Source organism: Pengzhenrongella sp. (assembly GCF_036565025.1).
Lineage (GTDB): Bacteria > Actinomycetota > Actinomycetes > Actinomycetales > Cellulomonadaceae > Pengzhenrongella.
In genome coordinates this window covers 1-21,375 of sequence record NZ_DATCNW010000372.1, presented here as the reverse complement: position 1 = coordinate 21,375, position 21,375 = coordinate 1, and the positions used below count along the sequence as shown (strand labels likewise).

General features: G+C 67.8%; 19 protein-coding genes. 7 read left to right on the top strand and 12 right to left on the bottom strand.

Going from position 1 to position 21,375, the window contains the following annotated elements:
• Positions 1-70: 70 nt before the first annotated feature.
• Both VIM26_RS21280 and VIM26_RS21275 read right to left on the bottom strand, forming a co-directional pair.
• Positions 71-571 carry a nuclear transport factor 2 family protein gene (locus VIM26_RS21280; RefSeq protein ID WP_331954990.1) on the bottom strand — a complete coding sequence of 167 codons (501 nt, stop codon included), beginning with the start codon at positions 569-571 and terminating at the stop codon, positions 71-73.
• Complete coding sequence (locus VIM26_RS21275; RefSeq protein ID WP_331954988.1) at positions 571-1,386, bottom strand: oxidoreductase; 816 nt, start codon at positions 1,384-1,386, stop codon at positions 571-573. Before VIM26_RS21275 ends, VIM26_RS21280 begins: the two co-directional genes overlap by 1 nt.
• A 109-nt stretch (positions 1,387-1,495) precedes the next feature.
• Here VIM26_RS21275 and VIM26_RS21270 point away from each other — a divergent pair, with 109 nt between their 5' ends.
• Entirely contained in the window at positions 1,496-1,966 is a 471-nt protein-coding gene (locus tag VIM26_RS21270) for a helix-turn-helix domain-containing protein (protein ID WP_331954986.1), read from the top strand.
• Between the two features lie 81 nt (positions 1,967-2,047).
• Here VIM26_RS21270 and VIM26_RS21265 read toward each other — a convergent pair whose 3' ends face one another.
• Positions 2,048-4,093 (bottom strand): alpha/beta fold hydrolase, encoded by a 2,046-nt coding sequence (locus VIM26_RS21265; protein WP_331954984.1) that lies wholly within the window; start codon positions 4,091-4,093, stop codon positions 2,048-2,050.
• A 263-nt stretch (positions 4,094-4,356) separates the two neighbouring features.
• Between VIM26_RS21265 and VIM26_RS21260 the strand changes: the two genes are divergently transcribed.
• Positions 4,357-4,935, top strand: a complete 579-nt coding sequence (locus tag VIM26_RS21260; RefSeq protein WP_331954982.1) for a helix-turn-helix domain-containing protein — start codon at positions 4,357-4,359, stop codon at positions 4,933-4,935.
• Between the two features lie 318 nt (positions 4,936-5,253).
• Here VIM26_RS21260 and VIM26_RS21255 read toward each other — a convergent pair whose 3' ends face one another.
• From VIM26_RS21255 to VIM26_RS21220, 8 genes are all read right to left on the bottom strand, one after another.
• Entirely contained in the window at positions 5,254-5,556 is a 303-nt protein-coding gene (locus VIM26_RS21255) for a DNA-binding protein (RefSeq protein ID WP_331954980.1), read from the bottom strand.
• 546 nt (positions 5,557-6,102) lie between these two features.
• Complete coding sequence (locus VIM26_RS21250; protein ID WP_331954978.1) at positions 6,103-7,008, bottom strand: hypothetical protein; 906 nt, start codon at positions 7,006-7,008, stop codon at positions 6,103-6,105.
• A 63-nt stretch (positions 7,009-7,071) separates the two neighbouring features.
• Positions 7,072-8,328, bottom strand: coding sequence for a lactonase family protein (locus VIM26_RS21245; RefSeq protein WP_331954976.1), 1,257 nt, complete (start codon positions 8,326-8,328; stop codon positions 7,072-7,074).
• A 124-nt stretch (positions 8,329-8,452) separates the two neighbouring features.
• Positions 8,453-9,781 carry an MFS transporter gene (locus VIM26_RS21240; protein ID WP_331954974.1) on the bottom strand — a complete coding sequence of 443 codons (1,329 nt, stop codon included), beginning with the start codon at positions 9,779-9,781 and terminating at the stop codon, positions 8,453-8,455.
• 167 nt (positions 9,782-9,948) lie between these two features.
• Complete coding sequence (locus VIM26_RS21235; protein WP_331954972.1) at positions 9,949-11,073, bottom strand: hypothetical protein; 1,125 nt, start codon at positions 11,071-11,073, stop codon at positions 9,949-9,951.
• Entirely contained in the window at positions 11,070-11,546 is a 477-nt protein-coding gene (locus tag VIM26_RS21230; protein WP_331954970.1) for a C-glycoside deglycosidase beta subunit domain-containing protein, read from the bottom strand. Before VIM26_RS21230 ends, VIM26_RS21235 begins: the two co-directional genes overlap by 4 nt.
• Positions 11,547-11,682: 136 nt before the next feature.
• The gene (locus tag VIM26_RS21225; RefSeq protein WP_331954968.1) at positions 11,683-13,014 is read right to left on the bottom strand and encodes an MFS transporter; all 1,332 of its coding nucleotides are present in this window, start codon (positions 13,012-13,014) and stop codon (positions 11,683-11,685) included.
• Positions 13,015-13,133: 119 nt separating this feature from the next.
• The gene (locus VIM26_RS21220; RefSeq protein WP_331954966.1) at positions 13,134-14,267 is read right to left on the bottom strand and encodes an ROK family transcriptional regulator; all 1,134 of its coding nucleotides are present in this window, start codon (positions 14,265-14,267) and stop codon (positions 13,134-13,136) included.
• Positions 14,268-14,425: 158 nt separating this feature from the next.
• Here VIM26_RS21220 and VIM26_RS21215 point away from each other — a divergent pair, with 158 nt between their 5' ends.
• Positions 14,426-15,598 carry an FUSC family protein gene (locus VIM26_RS21215; protein ID WP_331954964.1) on the top strand — a complete coding sequence of 391 codons (1,173 nt, stop codon included), beginning with the start codon at positions 14,426-14,428 and terminating at the stop codon, positions 15,596-15,598.
• Here VIM26_RS21215 and VIM26_RS21210 read toward each other — a convergent pair.
• Positions 15,516-16,679, bottom strand: a complete 1,164-nt coding sequence (locus VIM26_RS21210) for an ROK family transcriptional regulator (RefSeq protein WP_331955008.1) — start codon at positions 16,677-16,679, stop codon at positions 15,516-15,518. The two genes, VIM26_RS21215 and VIM26_RS21210, sit on opposite strands and share 83 nt — an antisense overlap.
• A 216-nt stretch (positions 16,680-16,895) precedes the next feature.
• Here VIM26_RS21210 and VIM26_RS21205 point away from each other — a divergent pair, with 216 nt between their 5' ends.
• The 4 genes from VIM26_RS21205 to VIM26_RS21190 form a co-directional block, all read left to right on the top strand.
• Positions 16,896-18,005, top strand: a complete 1,110-nt coding sequence (locus VIM26_RS21205; protein WP_331954962.1) for a Gfo/Idh/MocA family oxidoreductase — start codon at positions 16,896-16,898, stop codon at positions 18,003-18,005.
• A gap of 134 nt (positions 18,006-18,139) precedes the next feature.
• Positions 18,140-19,810 carry a GMC family oxidoreductase gene (locus VIM26_RS21200; protein ID WP_331954960.1) on the top strand — a complete coding sequence of 557 codons (1,671 nt, stop codon included), beginning with the start codon at positions 18,140-18,142 and terminating at the stop codon, positions 19,808-19,810.
• 46 nt (positions 19,811-19,856) lie between these two features.
• Positions 19,857-20,858: a sugar phosphate isomerase/epimerase family protein gene (locus VIM26_RS21195; RefSeq protein WP_331954958.1), complete on the top strand. Its 1,002-nt coding sequence runs from the start codon at positions 19,857-19,859 to the stop codon at positions 20,856-20,858.
• Positions 20,859-20,871: 13 nt separating this feature from the next.
• The coding region (locus tag VIM26_RS21190) for an ROK family protein (protein ID WP_331954956.1) at positions 20,872-21,375 on the top strand (504 nt) is incomplete at its 3' end.

Below are 21,375 nucleotides of genomic sequence, written 5' to 3'. Positions count from 1 at the left end.
GCCTTTCGTGGGGGTGGGATGCGCTGATCACGTAGCGCGTCGAACGAAGACCGTCACCGAGCTGGCTATTTCAAGTCGGCCTGGGTCCGGGCCGAGTCAGGGGAACCACGCGGCGGTCCCCGAAGGTGACCATCGCGTGCACGGGTGCGGTGGTGGCGCGCATGAGCGCCGCTAGGCCGCGGCGGCCCTGCCTGCGGGCGAGTTCCGGCCCGAGGGTCATCATCAAGGCGGTGAGGGCCGGCATCGGACGCCCGAAGAGTGTGATCTCGCTGATGCGAGCCTTGTCGTCGAGCCGCAGTAGCTGCGCCTCCTCGAACGGCTGGGACCCCACCCGCGCCCGGTAGACCAGCGCATAGGTATCGCCCTGGCCCGTCTCGGTGTGGAAATGGATGTCCTGGACCGCGCTGAACGCCGCGGCGAGGAAATCGCGCAGCTGGTCAGGTCCCTCGAGTCGGAATTGCTCGGTGAGCGGCGAGCGCAGCACGATGTCCGGGCTCAGGCACGCGACCGCGGCGTCGACGTCACCGCCTTCAACGGCGGCGCGCCAGCGCGCAGCAGTCGTGACTGGCATCAGCCGGCCAGCTGGTTGAGCTTGCGGATCTGACTGTCGAACACCCACGCGGGAACGAAGCGGCGCAGTGTGCTGGCGCGTCCGGAAACGGTGCCGGCGGTGTAGCGCAAGTTCGGCGTCGGGTCCGTCGCGGCCCTGACGATCACCTTGGCGACGATGGCGGGGTCGTCGCCGTTCTTGATCGACGCCACCATGAGGCGGCCGAAGGTTTTCCGCTGCTGCTCGTAGACCTGCAACGGCATGTCGGGCTGTGTGCTGTTGGCCTCGAAACCGGTCTTGGTGTAGGCGGGTTCGACGAGCAGTGACCGGATGCCGTACTCCCGGACCTCGTGGTCCAGGGATTGGGAGTAGCCCTCGATCGCATGCTTGGAGGCGCCGTAGACGGCCATGAAGGGCGCGGGGATGAACCCCTGGACCGACGAGAGGTTGATGATTCGCCCGCGTCCCCGAGCTCGCATGTGGGGCAGGACCTCCTTCACCATGCGCATGACCCCGAAGACGTTGATGTCGAAGACCGCTTGGGCCTGCGCTATGGAGCTTTCCTCGGCCGCGCCGATCGAGCCGATGCCGGCGTTGTTGACCAGGACGTCGATCTGCCCGAACCGCTCGATCACCTGCTGGACTGTGGCGGTGGCTGAGGTGTCACTGGCCACGTCGAGGTCGAGGAACGTCACCCCTTTCAGCGGGGTGACGCGCGAGGCGTCGCGGCTGGTGCCGACCACGGTGTAACCCGCTTTGACGAGGGCAAGTGCGGTTTGCTTTCCGATGCCGGAGGACGCACCTGTCACGAGGGCCACGGGGCGATCTGTCGTCATGATGAGCTCCGAATTCTAGAGGAAGTAGTGAGTCGGGATTTCCTACCGACTGGCCGTAACGTTAGAGCAGTGAGTTGGAAATAGCAACACACCCGGCTAGGGTGAGTTCATGACTGACCCCGATCTGCACACCGGTATCCGCCTGGCCGACCAGCCTCTAGGGGTCCGTCCGTGCTCGCTCGCGGCGGCTCTGGACGTCCTCGGCGAGCGGTGGTCGCTCCTGGCCGTGCGCGAGATCAGCTACGGCGTGCACACCTTCAGCCGCATCGCCGGCTACACCGGCGCGTCCCGCGACATCCTCGCGGACCGGCTGCGCAAGCTGGAGGGCGCCGGCGTCATCGAGCGCCGGCCGTACAGCGAGCATCCGCCCCGCTACGAGTACCACTTCACCGAGGCGGGCAGGGAACTGTTCCCGGTCATGCTCACCCTCGTCCGGTGGGGCGACAAGTGGGCGGTGGACACCCCGTTCCTGCGCCGCCGGCACTCCTGCGGCCAGCCGCTCCAGGTCGACCTGGTCTGCCATCACTGTGGCCTGCCAGTCACCCACGACACCATCCACGCCGAGCTCGCCGGCGCCTGACCGACGGCGCCGCACCGGAGTCCCTGGTCGAGGGACTCCGGTGTGGCGCCATGGTCGTGCTGCTCTGGACCGTACGGTGGCTCAGGCGGCCGCCAGTTTCTGGATGCGCGGGTGGTTGGCCAGTGCCCACCGCACGGTCTTCGGGGGGCGCCCGAGCAGGGTTTCCAGCTGGTCGGTGACGCCGCGGTACCCGCCGCCGCCCACCAGCCGGGTCAGGGTCTTCAGGTGCTCCGCGATGTGCGGATACGCGGCCATGGCGCTGTCCACGTAGGTCTCGTTCCAGGTTTCGACCTCTTCGGGGACGTAGACGACCTCGCGTCCCAGCACGGCCGCGAAGTCCTGCGCGAACCCGTGCATGTCCTTCAGCTCCGGACCGGTGAGCTCGTAGGACTTCGAGATGTGCGGAGCCGGGTCGAGAAGGATCTTCACGCTCAGCTCCGCCACGTCGTAACCCGCGATGGGTGCGAGTCGGTGGTGGCCGAAGGGCAGGCGCAGTTCACCGTTGCTCAGCGGGCCCAGCGCCAACCAGGTCAGGAGGGGGTTCTCGACGAATATGGCCGCCCGCACGTTGACGGTCGGGATGCCGGACCACTCCAGCACCTGCTCGGCGACCCAGTGCGCCCGTTGCTGCGGCGACCACTGCGTGACGAGTCCGCCGAGCCACGAACGCCGCTCTTCCTCCGGCGCTGTCATCTTCTCGACCGTCATGAAGGACTGTTCGAACTCGGAGATGTTGACGAGGACCTCGATGTCGCCCTGGGCCCGCGCCGCCGCGGCCATCAGGCTGACGGCGTCGATGTAGTACGGCGACAGGCCCATGCTGAAGTAGATGCGGCGGCAGCCCTTCAACGCGGTGGTCACGTCGGCGATGTTGAGCAAGTCACCGACGAAGACCTCGGCCCCCGCCCGGCGGAGCGAATCGGCGCGTTCGTCGTCCTGGCGCACGAACGCGCGCACCAGGTGCCCTTGCTCAAGCAGCATGTCGACCATCGTTCGGCTGACACCACCGATCTCGCCGGCGGCACCGGTGATCAGGATGGGGTTGAGCTCTGGCATCAGTGTGTCCTCATTCTTTTGGGTTCTGCGCAGTGTCATCGGGGCGCGGGGCCGTCGATGCGGGTGAGGAAGTCGAGGAGTTCGGCGTTGACCTCGGCCGGACGTTCCTGCTGGGTCCAGTGCCCGCAGCCCGGCAGTACCACCGGGCCGTACATCTGAGGCGCGACGGCGCTCAGCAGGTTGCCCGACCCGCCCTTGCCGCGGAAGATCTCGCCCAGCGAGGGACACCCCGTCCGGGCCGCGCAGTGCGGTGACCATGTCGCGGTCTCCCACCACGTACAGCGCCGGGACGTCGATCCCGCGCCCCCGGAAGGGCGCGAGCAGCTCGTTGTTGCGTTCGATGTTCCGATACCAGTTGAACGCTCCGGTGAACGCCTGCTCGCCATGCAGGGCGAAGTCCTCGGCGTACGCCTGGATGTCCTCCTCCGTCAGCCAGGCCGGGAGGGCGGGCGACTCCGGCATGGCGTCCAGGAGGCCCCTACCTTCGGGTACGACCAACGGACGGGGCTCCCCGCCGAGCGGGTTGTCTCCCGAGGCACCGACCAGGAGGCGACGGAAGGAGTCCGGGATGTCCTTGGCGAACTCCGCGTCAGCGACTCCCGGCTGCTGGAAGTAGACCTGGTAGAAGCCCTCGCCGTACTGGGTGCGGGTGATCGAGGGCGGGACCATCCCGCCGGGCAGGATGGGCGGAATGCTGAGCCCGGCCACAGCGCGGACCTTGTCCGGGCGCAGCATCGCCGCGGTCCACGCGACGGGTGCACCCCAGTCGTGGCCGAGGACGACCGCCTGCTCCTCTCCCAGTTCCTCGATCAGGGCGATCACGTCGCCGACGAGGTGGAGCAGGGTGTAGGACGTGACGTCCGGCGGGTGCTCGCTGCGGGCGTAGCCGCGCTGGTCGGGGGCGACGACCCGGTATCCGGCCGCCGCCAGCGCCCCGAACTGGTGGCGCCAGGAGTACCAGCTCTCCGGCCAGCCGTGCAGCAGCAGGACCAGCGGTCCCTGCCCCTGCTCCGCGATGTGCAGCCTGACCCCGTTCACGTCGACGAAGCGGTGGGTGAGCGAGCTCTCCACGAAGATCTCCTTCAGGTTGGTCCTGGCAGTCCTGGGTGAAGGATCGGCGATGCCAACAGCGGTTCCCGCGCCTGCCGAGGCAGATGCCGAACGGTGCAGCGTCCCCCGATCGGTTGCATGACTGTATCAGCTGATAGCCGACGTGCGGCTGTGCTGCGTCAACTAATGCGAGATCAGTACCGTTCGCGTATCGTCAGCGCGGGCGACGGCTGGGCGAGCAACAGACCGGAGCCAAGAAACAGGAACCGAGGCAGGAGACAGACATGGGCCGAGCGCTGCGGGCAGATGCCGAACGGAGCGTGCGGGCGATCCTGGAGGCGGCCGAGCGAGTCCTCACCGAGGACGCCGGCGCGTCGATGGAGCAGATCGCCGAGGCGGCGGGGCTGACCAGGATCACCGTGCACCGGCGGTTCGCGAACCGTCAGTCGCTCCTCGAGGCTCTCGCCCTGTCCGCGAAGCAGCAGCTCATCGACGCGTTCACCGAAGCGCGGCCTGATTCCGCCCCGGCCCTCGTCGCGCTGTACCGAGTGACCGCGAACGTCCTGCGGGTCAAGAGCACCTGGCAGTTCGCCCTCAGCCACGCCACGGCCCACACGAGCGCCACGGCCGAGCTCTGGGACCACATCAACACGTGCATCCTCGAGCTGCTGACACGGGCACAGAACGAGGGACTGCTAGCCCCGGACATCGACCTGACATGGACACGACAGGTCTACTACGCGCTCCTGAACGAAGCCCTGACCAGATCCGACACGGACCAGGCCGTCGTCGCACAGGATCCGGATGCCATGGCCACGCTGGTCATCGACACGCTTCTGCACGGCGCGGGACCGCACCACTGAGCCGAGCCCTGGCTCGCGGCGTCGTCCATCCCCAGGTCCTGGCAGTACTGATCCCGAGTCCAGGTAGGAAGCCTGCGGAACGTGCGCACGGACCGCAGAACGCAGCGCGCGGCAGGTCCCGTTCCCTGGTCGTGGTCAGCTGGCGCTCGCACTCGCGACCCGGCGGTCGTCGAGTCCGGGTTACGTGCCGGACTCGTCGCGGATCGGCCCGAGTTCGACGAGGGTGATCTCGCTACGCTCCAGTTCCAGCTCCACCTGAACGCGCCCGCCGACGGGTTCGCAGAGCGATCCGCTGCCGCCGGCCGCCTCAGGCAGTTGTCAGGTCTGCGCGGACTGGTACTGGGCCGCTGTCTTCAGGCCCAGGAGGCGGCGGAAGGTGGACTCCAACGCCTTGCCGGCCGGTCCCACGGCCGCCAGCTCCGGGACTGCCGAGCGGTGGTCATCGGATTTGTTGGTGCGGCCGGTCAGTCGCAGGCAGATCGTGTCCTTGGCGTTGATTCCCGCCAGGACAGCTGAGGACGCCGCGGCGCTATACAGCTCTCGCTCCGCTTCCAACTGAGCGGCGGCGACGAACTCCCGGGCCTTGCGCAGGTGCGCGCGCGACTCCTCCCGGGCGCCCACATCAGGCGACCTCGACCGGGAAGGGGAACATTTGGAGCGAGCCGACCAGGGCTCGTCCGTCCCGGCGGATCCCCGTGAGCAGTTGTTCGCCGTTGGCCGCCATCGCCGCAAGTTCCCGCGCGGATCCGACCGGCACTCCCCCCAGAAACGAAGAACGGGACGAGAGCGTGTGCTCTCGTCCCGTTCTTCGTTTCTGGGGGGCTGAGGGGATTCGAACCCCTGACCCCCTGAATCCAGAGAAGTCGTCTCCACGATTCGAAGAATCTTGACCACCCTCGAAGTCTTGCCGTCTGACCTGGGGCAATGCCTGAGCGCGATGAACGATGTATGGAGAGACTATCGGAGTTTCTCGAGGATGTTGAAACACCTTCGGGACGTCTCGCGACACCGAAGTGCCCAATACTTGCCCACTTCCCTGTCGGTCGCTTCGTGGGCACTTCGTGGGCACGGTGACCTCCCCGTCAGCGGTGCCGATCTACGCCTGCTGGCCATTTCTGCCCGGTGTGGCGGGGGCACGAAAGGTCGGCAGCGAAATGGGGAACAGTGTCACTTGGGAGGAGCCCAGGTGCTCGGGTCACCGAGCACGACCTCCCCCGCGCGGACGCCGACCTGTCCCATCGCCGTGAGCGCCTGGAGGTCGGCAGCGTTATCGGTCAGCGCCTGAGCCAACGGACGTGGCATCCCAGTGTTCTCCTGAACCAGGTTGCTCACCTCTTTGTGCATCGCTTCCAGTTGGTCTCGCACCAAGACTGGCACCCGGGGAAACCCTGCTTGCTGTACGGCAGCGTCGAGGTCTCGCAGCCGGACCGGAAGTGACGCGACCTTGAGGGTGGTCTCGACCGCCAGGCCGAGACTCTCCCAGCGCAGATGCTCGTTCTCAAGACGCATGCGCTCTACATCCGCGACTGCGGCTTGGGATTCCGCATTCAACTTCCGCCAGTGGGAGCGCGGTCTGATAAGGAAGTTCAGCAGTTCGGCCAGTACGCCAGGCTTCGCGACCTGCTCTCCGAGCGCCGCGACGAGCGTGGTAGCGGTGCCGAAGTGCAGGTACCGGATGCCGATGGCGCGACTCATGGTTGCGCGCACCTGTCGGACAGGCTCGAGCGCGGGCGTACGGCGCCACGCTTTGGGCAAGTACTCATCGCCAGCCGCAGGTTGCCAGGCGAAGCGGATCGCCTCATCGAGGTTTGCGAGGAAGGCGCGTCGAACCTTGAAGTCGCCGTTCTCTTGCTCGGAGTAGCCCCGTTTGGCGTAACCAGGGCTGCTTGCAGCCATGATTGCATCGATGTAGGCGAGCACTTCGACGCTGCGCAGTGCCGAACTGATGAGCGGGCTCGCGGTTGTCGCATCCAGGACTCCCCGCTCTAGCCGATCGGTTGCCTCGATGTAGAGCAGGAGTCCCGTGCCATCGATCGGGTACTCGCGGTACTGATCCTCGAAGATCGTCGCCATCGGGAGTTCTCTCCAATCCGTGGACGGGCACTCGGCTGGAGACGCTCCTCCCCAGCCGAGCGCCTACGCGAAAGTCGCAGACGGCTGGGCCGATGCTTGGGGTGGCCGGATGCCGGTTTGGGGCAGTTCAGCGAGGAGCACGAACGCCGCCTCGGCGACGTTCACCTGGCCGGCTGGCGCGAGCTCGCCGGTCTGAGTGTCGACGCTGTACGCGCGCACGAGCCCGGCGGGCCGGTCGGCGAGAAGCAGTGTGCGACCGCTCGGATCCAATGCGAAGCTCCGGGCGGCAAGGCCCGGGTGGATCGACGGCGCGAGGGGGACGCTGCCGAGACGCTGCAGCGTCCCGTTGCTCCATCGGAACCAGGCCAGGGTGTCCTCGCCGCGGTTGTTGACGTAGACCAGTCCGCCGGCGGGGTGGATCCGTACGTCGGCCGGTTCGTTCGTTCGCCCGACCGGGCCAGCTACCGTCGAGCAGGTGGCAACCAGCCGCAGCTCTCCGGACGCCTGGTCGAACTCGAGGACCGCGAGCTCGGAGGAGAGCTCGAACGTCGCGAAGACCAGACCATCGACAGGATCGAAGGCGAGGTGCCGAGGTCCGGTCTCGGCGCCGGTCTGGAGGATGTAGGCCAGCTCGAGCGACGCGCCGAGGCGGAACACCAGGACACGGTCCGCGCCCTTGTCTCCGACGAGCAGGAACCTTCCGCTTGGGTCGACAACGACACTGTGGGCGTGGGCGCTCGATTGCGCGTGCCCGCCGGCTTGAAGCGAAGTGTTCGGGTCCAAGCCGTGCCCGTCCATGACATGGAGGTCGGTGATGGCCCCGAGTGACCCGTCTTCCTCGAGCCGGTAGACCACGACGGTGGAGTCGTCGTAGACGTACCGGCTCGTCCAGGCGCCGTCGGGGTCGCGCTCGACCTTTTCGACGTGCTCGAAGCTGCCGTGGTTCGCGCTGATCAGCAGGCCGCGGGGCTCGTCAAGGGCGAGGTAGGTCGGGAACGGCCCGGGTGAGGCCACAGTGTTCAGCGGGCACAGCGTGCCGTCAGCGGGATCGACGGTGAACGCGTGGACTGACGCGGGTGGGTCGACGGGGCCGCGTCCGTCGGTCTTGCGCTCGTCAACCGCGTAGAGCGTCCCGCGTGCGGCGCTGTAGGCGAGGTAGCCGGCCTCCGCCGGTTGTTCGACCCGGCTCGTGCGTCGGAGCCCGACAGTGTCCCCGTCGAGCTCGACGGCCAGAACGGTGATGCCGCCCGCGCCCGGTTCGCCGGCGCCGCTGTAGGAGCCGACGAAGGCGGTGAGCGCCTTGTTCGTCGGGGTGCTCATGTTCGCCAACCGCCGTGGCGTCTCGTGGACCGGGAACGTGTCAAACACGGTGCCTTCTCTTCTCATGGAGGGCTCCCACCGACGACCTGCGTTGGTCAGGCGGCGGGATGGGTTGCGAGCTGGGTTACACGCCGACAGAGGTCTCGGCGTCGACGGTGATACGGCCATCCTTGTCGCGCGGCTCACGGAACTGGGTGGCCCACAGGAACGATGTGGCGACGGCAGCGATCATGGGCAGGATCCACATCGGGAGCCAGTCCGAGGGGGTTGCGTCCGCGTGGGTCGTGATCACCGCGTTGTAGATGAAGCCGGCGACGATCGCGCCGATCGATGACCCGATGCCTTGGATCACCAGGATGAGCATGCTCTGCGCCTGCGCGGCCAGATCGATGGGGACAGCACGGTCGATGTACATGGCCCCGACGATGACGAAGAAGTCGCTGCAGACGCCGTGCAGCGCGATCGCCGAGATCGCCAGCCAGTTCCCGTTCTGGGCGGCCAACGCGAACAGGACGAAGCGAGCGCCCCACATGGTCATGCCGGTCAGGAGCACCCATTTCATGCCGAGGCGCTTCAGCAGGAAGGGGATCGTGATGATGAACAGGACCTCGGACGCCTGGCCGATCGCCAAAACACCGGCGACGTTATCGATGCCGAGGGCGCGCAGGAAGGGCGAAGCATAGGAGTTGTAGGTGCCCAGGGAGATCGAGGTCATCAGCGCGCACAGCATGAAGGTGCGGAAGCTGCGGTCCCGCAGCAGCACGAACGCCTTCGAGCCGATGATGTCGCCGATGGTGAAATGGGCGCCCTTGGCACCGGGAGGTGTGGAGGGCAGGGTGAAGGCGTACAGCCCGAGCGCGAAGCTGCCGACCACGGTCAATGTCAGGGCGCTGGTCGAGGCGGACAGACCCAGCCAGCCGACGGACAGCCCCGCCGTGACCCAGCCGAGGGTCCCGAAGACCCTGACGTACGGGAACATGCGCCGGTTGGTGCCCAGGTGTCGCAGCGCGATGGTGTTCGCGAGCCCGACCGTGGGTTGGTAGAAGATCTTGTAGACGAAGATCAAGCCAAGGACGAGCGCACCGTTTCCGGCACCGATGGCACGCGGGATGAAGATCATGACCAAGCCGCCGATGATGTGCGCCAGCCCCAGGACCTTCTGCGCGGCCAGGAGGCGGTCCCCGACCGCCCCGACGGCCATCGGCGAGAGGATGGCCGCGATCGCGGTGAGCGCGTAAACCGCACCGACGATTTTGGGCAGATCGTTGGTGATCAGGATCAGGCCGAGGGTGGCGGTGAAGGTTCCAGGGACGAAGAACTGGAGGAACATCATCAGGATCAGCCGGGCCGGGACCGAACGCCCGGTGCTCTGTGCCGAGTCCTGATTCACGGCAGTGTCGCGGTCGGGCGGCAGGATCGAGGTCGGTGCGGTCGGCTCAGGTGTGCTCGTCATTGAGTGGCTCCAGGTTTCGCTCGTCATCGCGAGGCGGGGGTTGTGTTGTCCGGCTCGAGCTTGTGCGGGGCCCAAGGCCCACGCAGGTAGCCAGCACCGGCCCTCGGGGTGGCGGTCGCGCACGGGGCACCGCGCGCGTCCGGGCGTGACCGCCTGCCACCGGCGGCTCAGTCGGCGATGAGGCGTCGCAGCATCTCGTGGTGGCGACGCACCTGGTCGACCTCATCCATGAGGAGCTCTCGGGGTTGGTCCTGGTGGTAGCGCTGTCCTTCGTACTCGGTGTTGATCCACCCGTCCCACCCGGCTGCCTTGAGCGCGGCGATCGGCGCCTCGTAGTCGATCGTGGCGTCGTGGTACCGGCCGGGCCGGCCGGGGATCTCGGACATGTGGTTGAACTTGCCGTGGATGTTCACGACGTGGTCGGCCAGCTCGCCGAGGGTCTTGGCGGAGGTGTTGGAGAACATCAGCGCCTCGGCGATGGTGGTGAAGTCGACGCGCTGCGGGTCGGGCACCCTCTGTTCAGCGAACCGTTTGATACCACCGAAGGCGTCGGCGAACTGTGGCGTGCACTCGCCGCTGGTCAGGAAGCGGCCGAAGTCGGCGCGCAGGTTGCCCGCTGTCGCGTAGGACAGGTCGACGTATCCGAAGCCGGCGTCGCCTGTGCGCAGCCGGTCCGACAGTTCGGTGGCGGCCTTGGTGGCCTCGGGCTGCGCGCCGCGTCGCTCGAAGAGCGCCAGTTGCACCTCGGAGGGGGCGAACTGGAAGATCCCGAAGTCGGGGACGATCCCCAGGTGCCGGGTGCCGGTCTCTTGCACGAAGTCGATGATCTCGCCGACCTGCTTGCCCTCCAGCGGCATCGGCTGGTGGATCTCCTTGCCGATGCGGATGTCTAGTTCTTCAGCGAGCGGCAGGACCATCTGCATGATCTCGAACGGGACGATCGACAGCACGCGCACGTTCGAGAAGCCGAGGCGCTTGGCCAGGCGCAGGTCGTGCCGCAGCCGGTCGGCACACTCCGAGTAGGTCATCACATGGTCGCGAAACTGCAGGACGTCCATGCCGACGTCCAACGTGACGGGTTGGGTGCCGTAGTTGTCCATCCAGGAGAACCAGCGGGAGACGAACTCCTCGTCCGGGTCCGGATAGTGCAGCGACATCTCGTCGACGATCTCGATGCCGTCGGCACCGGACAGGTGGGTGCCGACCTCGCGGATCTCGTCCTCGAGCGTCAACTCCCCCAGGAACTGGGCCTGCTGGTAGCTGTACAGCGACACGCCGCGCTTGATGGTCATGAGAGCACCACCTCCTTTTCATCCTGCAGGGGCAAGATGCTGGTCACGATGTAGGGGGTCTTGTCCGAGCCGGCGCCGGTCCCTGGCTTCGGCGGGTTCTGCACCCACTCGTGGTCGGTGGGCAGGTATCCGTAGGCGGCCAGGACAGACTGCTGGAAGCGCACCGTATGCGCCCCAGGCGCCAGCCCGCCGGGTGCCGACACGTGCAGGATCGCCTCGTCGGGGTAGTCCCAGTGCTCCCACACGCAGTTCTTCAGTTCGTCGAACCCGCGCGGCGGGAGCCCGTTGATCTCGAAGCTCTGAGCATCGACGGGGTACTCGATCCCGTCGATCTCGAGGTAGTAGCCGTTGTGCAGGGAGAGGTAGCAGCCGCGATAGTTCGCGTGCTTGACCGCCAACGTGAATCCGACGATCTGATCGCCGTGCCGCTCGTTGCGAAGGCTGGTGTCGCGGACCAAGAATCTATCGAACACAATGCCGTCCTTTTCTTGTGGAGGGGACCCTCGGATCAGACCCCGTGGACGCGCGGCTGGCTGCCGCGCTCCCGGGCGTCACGAGGCCTTGATCGAACGTTGCGGCGGGAGAGGTTGATGCCGGTACGGCGGCCGCTCAGAGCGTGGCGGGGACCTTGGCGTCGAAGTTCCAGCGTTCGACGCCGACGGCCCGGTCGTAGCGGAAAAGGCCGACCCACAGGATGGCGGTGAGGACCGCGGCTCCGATCGGGATCCACCACAGCGGTGCCCAGGCGGCGGCGCCGAGCGCTTCCTGGTGGGGTGCGATCGTGGATACGTAGACTTGACCCGCGACGAAGGAACCGATGAAGGCCCCGACGCCCGAGATGGCCAGGATCAGCAGATTCTGCGCCTGGGCCTGGATCTCCCGGGGCGCGACCTGGTCGACGTACATCGCTCCGACGACGAGGAAGAAGTCGCTGCAGATGCCGTGCAGGCAGATCGCCAGGACGGCGAACCAGGCGTGGCCGTCTGCCGCCAGTGCGAAGAGCGCGAACCGAACGCCCCACATGACCATGCCGCCGAACAGCGCCCACTTGATCCCGTAGTGCTTGATCACCCAGGGGATGGTCAGGATGAACAGGACCTCGGAGAGTTGGCCGAGCGCCAGGACGCCTGCGACATTCTTAATGCCGACGGCGCTCAGGTAGGTCGCTGCGAATGAGTTGTACACCCCGAGCGAGACAGCGGTGAGCAGGACGCAGACAAAGAACACGACGAAGTTGCGGTGCCGGAACAAGCGCAGTGCGCGTGCGCCGATCACGTCGCCGAGGGAGAACCGCTGACGCTTGGCCGGTGGCGGGGTGGCCGGCAGGGTGAAGGAGTAGAGGCCGAGCACGAGGCTGGCCACCGCGGTGACCAGGAACAGGTTCGGGGAGGCGGACAGCCCCAGTCCTCCAACCAGGAGGCCCGCCGCGGCCCAGCCAAGGGTGCCGAAGACCCGGATGTACGGGAACCGGCGGCCGTTTGCTCCAAGATGCCGGAAGGCGATGGAGTTGGCCAGGCCGAGCGTGGGCATGAAAAGCAGCATGTAACCGAAGATCAGCCCGAGCACGAGGGTTCCGTTGCCGGGGGCGACGACGCGCGGCAGCAGGACCATGACTCCGGCGCCGAGCAGGTGCGCCACGCCCAGGACCTTCTGCGAAGGGAAGAACCTGTCCCCCAGTGCGCCCAGGAACATCGGCGAGATGATCGCCGCGACAGCAGCGAGCGTGTACGCGGTGCCGATGATCGTGGGAAGCCCGTGAGTCGCGAGGACCAGGCCGAACGTGGCGAACCACGAGCCGAAGACGACGAACTCGAGAAGCATCATCACGACGAGACGGATGCTCAGTGCGGGCACGTGCAGAGGTTCGCCGAACGCCGAGGGATCGGCGCTCGTGGGGTTGGTCGAAGACGCGTGGGGCGGCACTGCCGCGTGTCCGCTCATCGTTGAGCTCCTCAAATCGTTTGAGACCCGAAGGATTACGGGTGGTGTGCGCTCAACGTAGGCGAATGATCGGGAGGAAGGCAACGACGAATCTGTCGGATCATTCGTTTTACGAACGGTTAACTGTGAACTGGGTGGTGCGCAGCCTCCCCTACCCAGGCCGGGAGCTCGCTCAGCCCTTGGCCGGACGCGGCGAGGAGTGCGGCGACGCCGCCGAGCATCGCGGGTCGTTGGTGCAGCTGGGCCGGCCGGAAGCGGGTGGCGGGCGCCACCAGCCGCAGGTTGCTCACGGCCATCGTGGAGGCCATGGGTTCGAAGACCAGCCGCCCGGCGGTGCCCAACGGGCCCCCGATCGCGATCACGCTGGGCGCGACGACCTTGGCTGCGTTCGCCAGTGCGCGCCCGAGGTTCCGTCCCGCTTCGCCCAGCACCCGCTGACACGCTGGATCGCCGTCGCGGGCGCTGGCGATGACGTGCTGCAGGGACGCTCGGGCGGCGTGGGAGGCGTTCAGCTGGTCGAGGATCGCGGCCTCCGAGACCAGGGTGGTCAGGCATCCGCGGCTGCCGCAGTAGCAGATGTCACCGGAGGGCTCGAGCACGATGTGCCCGAGGACGCCGGCCATGCCGCTGCCGCCCCGGTAGATGGCGCCGTTGATGACCAGACCTCCGCCGACGCCCTGACCGGCGTGGACGTACAGGAAGTCGTCGACGCCCCGTCCCACGCCCCAGGTCCACTCGGCCAGTGCCGCGAAGTTGACGTTGTTGTCCACGAGCACGGACATGCCCAGGTCGCGCTCGAACGTCTCCCGCAGGGGGACACCCCGCCAGGCGGGCAACCTGTCCGTGACCCACCCGGCGACCGCGCCGCTGGAGCGTTCGATCGGGGCCTGCACAGCGACCGCGATGCCGCCCAGCTCCTCCATGCTGGTGCTGCTCGCCTCGGCGACGGCCCGTACTCCCTCGAGGACCGCGCCCGGCCGGCTGGTCGGGATGCGGGCGTCGAACCGTCGGCCTTGCCCGAAGGCATAGGCGCTGGCATGGACGGCGTCATGGGTGACTTCGACGGCGACCAGAGTCGTGGCGCTGGAGACGAGCGCGACATGGGCCTCGCGCCCGTTCACCGGACGGATCTCGGCTCGGCCGTCCTGACGCAGCACCTTCACGATGGAGTTGACCGTGGCGGCTGCCAGACCTGTGCGACGCGCGAGCGCGGCCTGCGAGGAGGGCCCTCCCGTGCGCAGGCTGTCCAGCACGCGCTCGACGTTGGCCGAGCGGGACGAGGACCGGCGTCGTTGACCGGGTTTCGTGGAGGCTTGAGCGGGGGGTCTGGGCGTCACAGTCATGGATCCTCCATCGGGTGCGCGACGACTCCGTTGCACAGAACGTTCGACTTTCGTATGATACCGGGTCCATGACCCCTCGACGAGTCCATACCTTCGCACGCGGCCGCATGTTCGCGGCGTCGTTGTGGCGTGAACTGGCCACCGTCGGACCGCACGGGCGCGCCCACTGGCCGGCCGTTCGGGTTGGGCTCAGCGTCTCGTTGCCGCTTGCGGCATGCATCGCTTCCGGGCACGTCGCCTGGGCGCCGTACGCCGTCTTCGGTGCGATCAACTCCGCGTACGGCAAGCAGCTCGACTACGGGGCCCGGCTGAGCGCGCAGGTGGGGATGGGGCTCGCCCTGACCGCCGCGGTCTTCGTCGGCACCTGTGCCGGGATTCTGGCGCCGGGGTCCATGCTCGCGGTCGGCGCCATGTCGGGGTTCTCGATGTTGGGCTGCCTGCTCGCCCGGACCCGTGGCTGGTTACCGGTCCCCTCGCTGTTCCTGGTCTTCGCCGTCGGGACGCTGTCCTCCTACCAGCACTCGCGAGCCGACCTCGTGCTGGCCCTGGTCTTGCCGGTCGGGGCGGCCGGCTTCGCGATCGTGCTGGGGCAGGTCGGCAGGAAGTTGCCGACCTCGCGCCGGCCGCGGCTGCCGGCGCCCGAGCGCTCATCGGTGCGCGCGGAGGTCTCCCTGGTCGCCGGTCAGTTGGACCTGCTGGTGCACGGCGTCAGTCCGCTGCTGGCCGGAGCGGTTGCTCTCGGCTCGGGCCTGGGTCACCCGTACTGGGCGGCGGTCACCGCGACGGTGCCGCTGGGGGGCTCCACGCTGGCTGCGCGGACGGGCCGGGCGATGATGCGCGTCGTCGGGACACTCGTCGGTGTTCTCCTCGCCTATGTGCTCCTTGCAGGCGATCCGTCACCGTGGCTCCTGGTCGCGGCGGTCGCCGTGCTGCAGGTGATCACTGAGCTGTTCGTCGCTCGCCACTACGGCATCGCCGTGGTGGCGATCACGCCGATGGCTCTGATCCTGACCCGTCTCGGGGGCGGCGCGGTCACGGTCGAGCGCCTCGTCCTGGACCGCGTTGCCGAGACGATCCTGGGGGCGGCCCTGGCGCTGGCCGTCCTCGCCCTGGCCCGGCCGGTCGAGGCGGCGCAGGCCCGACGCTCGTCCGGCGTGGCTACTGCGCCGCCTGGTAGTACTCGACGGGGCGCTCGGGGAGCCCGAAGAGATGGTTCTGCACCAGACGGGCGGCACCGGTGATGGTGCGCGCCTCCGTGCTGCTGCTGACGGTGATCTCGACGTCGCTCGTGGCGATCGGCAACGACCGCGTGTAGATCACTTCACGAACCCCCGCCAGCAGCGGCTCGCCCGCCTCGGCAATCTCCCCGCCCAGGACGATGACCGCAGGATTGAGCCCCGCGACCAGGACGGACAGCACCTTTCCGATCTCCCGGCCGGCCTCGCGCGTGGCACGAACGGCTGTCGGGTCACCGCCGCGCACGAGAGCCACGACGTCACTGGCTTCGGTGGCGCTCATCCCTTCATCGCGCAGCGTTGCGGCAATCCCACGACCCGACGCGAACGTCTCGAGGCATCCGGTCTGCCCGCAGTTGCACGACCGGTCGGCCGCGGCGGTGATCCGGACGTGCCCGATGTCGCCTGCGGCGCCGCGCGCGCCCTGAACGAGCCGGCCCGCCGCGACGACGCCGGCACCGATACCGGTGGCGACACTGACGACGAGCAGGTCCTGCTCGTCCGGCCACGTCGTCACCCACTCCCCGACCGCCATGACGTTGGCGTCGTTGTCGACGAGCACGGGTTTCGGGAATGTCGCACGCATGTGACCAGAGATGTCGAAGGAATCCCAGCCGGGCATCAGCGGAGGGCTCGCGAGCGTGCCGGTGCGCGGATCCACCGGCCCGGGCACTCCCATGCCCACCCCGACCACGGACGAGCGTGGCCGCCCGGCCGCCTCGAGCTGGTCCTCCAGCGTCCGTACCAGCAGGTCGAGTACCGCCAGCGGTCCGTCGCGCACATCGAGATCGAGGCGAGTCCGCGTCAGCACCACACCGGCAAGGTCGGTGATCGCGACGATCGCGTGTCGGGGACCGAGCTCGATCGCGCCGATGACACGGGACTGCGTCGCCAGGGCGAATCGGGCCGAAGGCCGGCCCCTGCCCGGACTGCCGCCCGCCGGCAGCTCGGCCACGAGGCCGTCGTCCATCAGCTCTGCCAGGCGCAGGGACACCGTCGACCGCACCCGCCCTGTGACTTCCGCGATCTCGGTCTTGGTGCGCGGTCGTCCATCTCGCAGGACGCCCAGGATGTCGGAGCTCGGCATCGGGTCCACGACGTGACCTCCCTCCCCCGGCGAATTATGTCGAACGGTCACTGATGCTACGGGCAACACCCGACCTCGTCGGGCTCGACTCGACGGAATCAAGTCCATGTCTGCCGCCTCTTGCGTTACGTCGAGTCTCGATCATATAGTTATCGACACTCGCCACATATCGTCATCGGCGAGGTCCTATCCATTCACACCACAAGGGAGTGGCTCATGGCAAAGCTCCGCATCGGGATCGTCGGCCTCGGGTACATCGGGACCCAGAAGCACTTGGTCGGCCTGGCTTCACAGTCCGACAAGGCCGAGATCGTCGCCTTCTGCGACATCGACGAGTCACGCGCTCAGGCTGCGCGCGACACGCATGGCTCTACCGACGCTTACGTCACGACCGACTACCGGGAACTGCTCGCGGACCCATCAATCGACGTCATACACGTGTGCACCTGGAACACCACGCACTGCGAGATCACCTGTGCCGCCCTCGAGGCCGGCAAGCACGTCATGTGCGAGAAGCCGATGGCTGTCACAGGCAAGGACGCACGTCTGATGCTCGAGACCGCGCAGCGCACGGGCAAGAAGTTGACGGTCGGCTTCCAGTACCGGTTCCGCCAGGACGTGCAGTTCATGCGCGCATGCGTCGACGAGGGCCGGCTCGGCGAGATCTACGCGTCCAAGGCTCACGCGGTACGCCGCCGCGGCGTCCCGACCTGGGGCGTGTTCACCGACAAGGAGAAGCAGGGCGGCGGCCCGCTGATCGACCTCGGCGGCCACGCGATCGACATGACCCTGTGGCTCATGAACAACTACGAGCTCGAGTCCGTCACGGGCGTGGTCAACTACAAGCTCGGCGACAAGCCCGAGGGCAACATGGGTGGCCCGTGGAACCCGGAGACCTACGACGTCGAGGACTCCGCGTTCGGCTTCGTGCGATTCACCAACGGTGCGTCCATGTTCGTCGAGGCGTCGTGGGCCCTGAACGTGCAGGACTCCCGGGAGGCGTGCACGACGCTGGCCGGCACGGAGGGCGGGGCCGATAGCGTCCAGGACCGCAGCGACTACCTGGTGACGCTCAACAACGTCCAGGGCGGCCGGATGGTGCTGACCCGCCCCGAGGCCGGAGCCACGTACTTCGGGCCGGGCCGCAAGGCGGTCGGCGGCATGGAGGCGATGGCCTCCATGGAGGCCTCGCACTGGCTCGATGCGATCGTCAACGATACCGAGCCGGTCGTCACCGCTGAGCAGGCGTGCGTCGTGACCGAGGTCCTCGACGCGATCTACACCTCCGGCCGCACGGGGCAGCCGGTGTACTTCACCAAGAGCTGACCGCCGGGCACAGTCCGCGGTCTGTCCACTCCCGGCGCGTCCCCGCCACCGCGCCGGGAGTGGACCGGCCGCACGCAGCGCGCCTCGCTCACCAGCACAAGACTCGTGTCGTCACACATCAACGGAGATCTGACATGGCAAACCTCGACAAGCGCTACGACGTGCTCGTCATCGGATCCGGTGCGGCCGGAAGCATCGCTGTCAAAGAGTTGACCGAGCGAGGGATGGACGTCCTGCTGCTCGAGGCCGGCCGCAACATCACCGAAGCCGACTTCAAGCCGCCGCAGCCCAGCGCGCCGCGAGCGATGAGCATTGATCTGAAGGGGCGACTGAGCGCGGGCCTGCGCGGCCAGTACGTCCAGGCCCGGCGCGCCATGTTCAAGGAGCAGACCAGCCCGTTTCTCGTCAACGACTTGAAGCTGCCCTATGCCACGAGGCGCGGCCAGGACTACCTGTGGATCCGCGGACGGCAGCTGGGCGGACGCCTGCATTCCTACGGCCGGGTGCTGCTGCGCTCGTCCGACCACGAGTTCAAGGCAGCATCCCGAGACGGCCACGGGCAGGACTGGCCGATCTCCTACGCGGACCTCGAGCCGCACTACGACCGTATCGAGGAGTTCCTCGGCCTGTACGGCACGACCGAGAAGCTCGAGAACCTCCCGGACGGCCACTACTGTGGTCCGTCGCTACTCACGACGGCCGAGCACGCCTTCAAGGAAACCGTCGAGAAGCGTTGGCCCGAGCGGCACGTTGTCCCGTGGCGATACGCCGCCCCGAACCTGCACCGCGTGCCGCTGGGCATCGTCGCCGCCCGAGCGACCGGTCGCCTCACCACGCGCACCGACGCCGTGGTGCAACAGGTCACCTACAACACCCGGACCGGGCGCGCCGACGGCGCCCTGTTCGTCGACCGGACAACCCGGCGCCAGCACCGCGTCTTCGCCGACGTGGTCGTGCTGTGCGCCTCCGCGATCGAGTCAGTCCGGCTGCTGCTGAACTCCGCCACCCCGGGACACCCCAACGGCCTGGCGAACTCCTCCGGCACGCTCGGGCACTACTTCATGGACCAGACCCCGAGCCTCTTGTTCGGCGATGCACCCAAGTTCCCCGGCCACGAGGATGTCGACGTCGCGCCGCCAGACCCGTACTACCCGCCCGCCGGCGGCGTCTACATCCCACGCTTCCGCAACTTCGACGGCGACGAGGGCGTCGGCTTCGCGCGCGGATGGGCAGTCCAAGGCACGGTGGGCCGCCTTCCGGTCCCGCCCGGGCACCCGGGCGTCGTCGGACTGATGGCGTTCGGCGAAATGCTGCCCGCCTACAGCAACGAGATCACGCTCCACCCGCGCCGCAAAGACGCCTGGGGTGTGCCGATCCCGAGAGTCGGGCTGGCCATCACCGACAACGAGCGGGCACTGATGCGCGACCAGGTCAAAGGTCTGCGCGAGATGGCCGAATCCAGTGGCTACCGCGTCAACTTCGCCGGATCCGCCCTCGGTCTCGACAGCAAGAAGATATGGCCCGACGCCGACCCCCTCAGCCGCGCGATCTTCCGGGCCTCGTTCAAGAAGAGCGTCGCGATGGGCGCCGCCATCCACGAGTGCGGCGGATCGCGGATGGGATCGGACCCCGCGACGTCCGTGCTGAACGAGTTCAACCAGTCGTGGGACGTGCCGAATCTCTTCGTCACCGACGCCAGCAGCTACGTCTCCAACGGTGGCGTCGGCCCAACGCTGACGATCATGGCGCTGACGGCCCGTGCCTGCGAGTACATCGCCACCCAGCACGCCGACGGCGTGCTGTGACCGCCGCATCGTCCACCAGCACACCGAACACCTCAGGAGTTCTCGCATGACTCGCATGATCACGCTCTTCACCGGTCAGTGGGCCGACCTCCCGTTCGAAGAGGTCTGCCAACTCGCGTCCAAGTGGGGCTTCGACGGGCTCGAGATCGCCTGCTCTGGCGATCACCTCGACGTCTTCGCTGCCGCTAGCGACGACGCATACCTGAACGCCAAGAAGGCGACGCTCGACAAGTACGCGTTGAAAGTCCACGCCATAAGCAACCACCTGGCCGGGCAGGCGGTCTGCGACGATCCCATCGACGAGCGCCACCGCGGCATCCTGTCGGCCCGCACCTGGGGCGACGGCGACCCCGAGGGCGTACGCCAGCGCGCCGCCGAGGAAATGAAGGCCACAGCGGTCGCGGCCCGCCGCCTCGGGGCGAAGGTCGTCACAGGGTTCAGCGGGTCCAAGATCTGGAAGTACGTCGCCATGTTCCCGCCGGCCAGCGCGGAGATGATCGCCGACGGCTACGCCGACTTCGCCGCCCGTTTCGGCCCGATCATGGACACCTTCGAGGAGAACGGCGTCCGGTTCGCCCTCGAGGTACACCCCTCCGAGATCGCCTACGACTACTGGACCACCCGCGCCACGCTCGACGCGATCGGCCACCGCGAAGTGTTCGGGCTGAACTTCGACCCGAGCCACATGAACTGGCAGCAGCTCGACGCACCCGGCTTCCTGGTCGACTTCGCCGACCGCATCTACCACGTGCACTGCAAGGACTCGAAGCGCCGGTTCAACGGCCGCAACGGCCCCCTCGGCTCGCACCTGCCGTGGGGCGACCCCCGGCGCGGCTGGGACTTCGTGTCCGCCGGCCGCGGCGACATCGACTGGGAGGCAATCTTTCGCACCATCGGCGCGATCGGATACGACGGACCGATCTCCGTGGAATGGGAGGACGCCGGCATGGACCGACTCGAGGGGGCCCCGCAGGCGCTGCAGTTCGTTCGCGACAACCTCCTCACGCCACCGGCGGCCGCGTTCGACGCCGCCTTCTCGAACCACTGAGGGGGCGAGGATCGTGTATCCCCCAGGCGCACTGACCATCGGCGTTGACATCGGCGGCACCAAGATCGCCGCCGGCGTCGTCAGCCCGTCCGGTGACGTCCTCGTCCGGGCGACCAGGGCGACCGACCCGACAAACCCGGACCAGATCGAGACGGCGGTCGCCGAGACGGTGGCCGAGTTGATGGCCGACTACCCGCAGGTCGCCGCCGTCGGTGTTGCGGCTGCCGGATTCGTGGCGCCAGACCAGCAGACCGTGCTGTTCGCCCCGAACATCGCCTGGCGCCGCCACCCGCTCGGGACACGGCTCACGCAACTCGTCGGGCTTCCCGTGATCGTCGAGAACGACGCCAACGCCGCTGCCTGGGCGGAGTTCCGCTTCGGGCAGGGGCGCAACGCGCGCTCAATGATCATGCTCACCCTCGGCACGGGACTGGGTGGCGCTGTGATCGTCGACGGGCATCTCGTGCGTGGCGCGTTCGGAGCGGCGGGCGAGCTCGGGCACGTGACCCTCGTGCCC